The organism is Wolbachia endosymbiont of Drosophila baimaii, from assembly GCF_028982185.1.
Lineage (GTDB): Bacteria > Pseudomonadota > Alphaproteobacteria > Rickettsiales > Anaplasmataceae > Wolbachia > Wolbachia pipientis.
Genome location: NZ_JAPQLE010000030.1, coordinates 1 through 1,662, shown reverse-complemented (window position 1 = coordinate 1,662; position 1,662 = coordinate 1). Strand labels below are relative to the sequence as shown.

The following is a 1,662-nucleotide window of genomic DNA, read 5'->3' as shown; positions in this document are numbered from 1 at the left end:
CAGATTGATTGCAAAAAAACAAGATTTTCAATAGGTTACTTATAATCCTAACTATAGTTAGCCTTTCATAAGTAGCGATGCAACAAAGCCGTCTGGGATCCAGGAAAATTGATTGTAAACGAGCAAACATTTTCGATAAAATTACCAAAAAGCTAGATCCCAGACTGGGATGACACCACCTACAAATTGCAATGTTCGTATAGTTATGTGCTTGACACTGGGATCTAGAAAATCTAGTTAATATATATAGAGAAACCTTAGCTATAGTTTCAAAAGAAGTCGAATGTATTTTGTTATATGATTATAAGTCTAACAGGAGGAATTGGGGTAGGAAAGAGCTTTGTAGCTAATTGCTTTCAAGAGTTTGGTGCTGTTGTATTTAATGCTGATTCTGTTGTACACCAACTTTATAAAGTGGATAAAAGCATAATAAGTTATGCAGAGAAAAATTTTCCTGGAGTGGTAGTAAATGGTGAAATAGATAGAACAGTACTGTCTAAATATTTCTTAGCCTACGATGAAAATTGGAAACAATTTCAATCTTTGGTTCACTCTGCTGTGCTGCGTGAATTAGAATTTTTTATTGCCAAGGAAAAAAAGATCGATAGAAAACTTTTAGTTTTAGATGTGCCACTTCTATTAGAAACAAAATTTTATTTATATTGCGACCTTATTGTTTTTGTTCATGCAGATAGCGTTGTGCAAGCTCAAAGACTTAACGAACGCAACATAGATAAAGAAAAGCTTAATCTAATCTCCGATGTTCAGTTATCTATTGAGGAGAAAAGGAAGATGAGTGACTTTATTATCGATACCAGTGTAAGCAAAGAGTATGTTTTTTCTCAAGTAAAAGATATAGTGGATTCATTAAACCTAAACACGTAGCTCTACGTCATACCGCCGCGGTATCTCTAGATCCCGCTAACAAGCAGCGGGATGAAGGTTGTCAGGATCCCAGCAGCCTCCCTCCCCTGTCATCCAAGTAGCCCCCTATGGTGTCATCCCAGTGCCCAGACACTGGGATCCAGGAAAATTGATTGTGCACTATAGCAACATTTTTGATCAAAAACTGGATTCCAGTGGGCTTTGTTGCATAGCAACTGAAAAAATCTGGTGGCTACTGACAAAATCCATTATAAAATAGCCATTTAACCTTGAAAGAAAAAATATGCCACAAAAAATGAGGGTCAGTAACCATAGCGAATATAACAAATTTCTAGAAAAAAGAGGAAATATTTTTCATTATATCAACGAAGCCATAGAAAAGTGGTACGAGAATGGTCCAAAAATACCAGGTGGCAACAATATTTATAGCGATAAAGTTGTAATTTTGGTGCACATAATAACTTGTTTATTTAGAATAGGCCTGAGGCAAACAGTTGGGTTTATAGCAGGATACCTTGAGCAAATTGGGAAAAATTTGCAAGTTATCAGCTATTCACAATCATCAAGAAGGTTTAAGAAACTCAATATTAAGATCAATGATTGCAGAATTGATAAAAATAATATGGAAGATATCGAAATTGCTATAGACAGTACAGGAATTAGTATATACAACAACACTCCTGGTCATAGCAAAGAAAATAGCGAAGATAGAAAGTATCGCAGCTATGAACAGACAAGAAAATTGCATGTAATGTTGAATACAAACAGCAAAAAAGC

Annotated in this window: 3 protein-coding genes; all 3 read left to right on the top strand. The window is 35.1% G+C overall.

The window, feature by feature from the left end; all coding sequences use genetic code 11:
* Window positions 1-297 precede the first annotated feature (297 nt).
* Window positions 298-885: a dephospho-CoA kinase gene (gene coaE, locus OZD66_RS01040; protein ID WP_275021954.1), complete on the top strand. Its 588-nt coding sequence runs from the start codon at window positions 298-300 to the stop codon at window positions 883-885.
* A gap of 58 nt (window positions 886-943) precedes the next feature.
* Window positions 944-1,144 (top strand): hypothetical protein, encoded by a 201-nt coding sequence (locus tag OZD66_RS01035; protein WP_275021952.1) that lies wholly within the window; start codon window positions 944-946, stop codon window positions 1,142-1,144.
* Window positions 1,145-1,168: 24 nt separating this feature from the next.
* On the top strand, window positions 1,169-1,662 hold a 494-nt coding region (locus OZD66_RS01030; RefSeq protein ID WP_275021950.1), incomplete at its 3' end, for a transposase.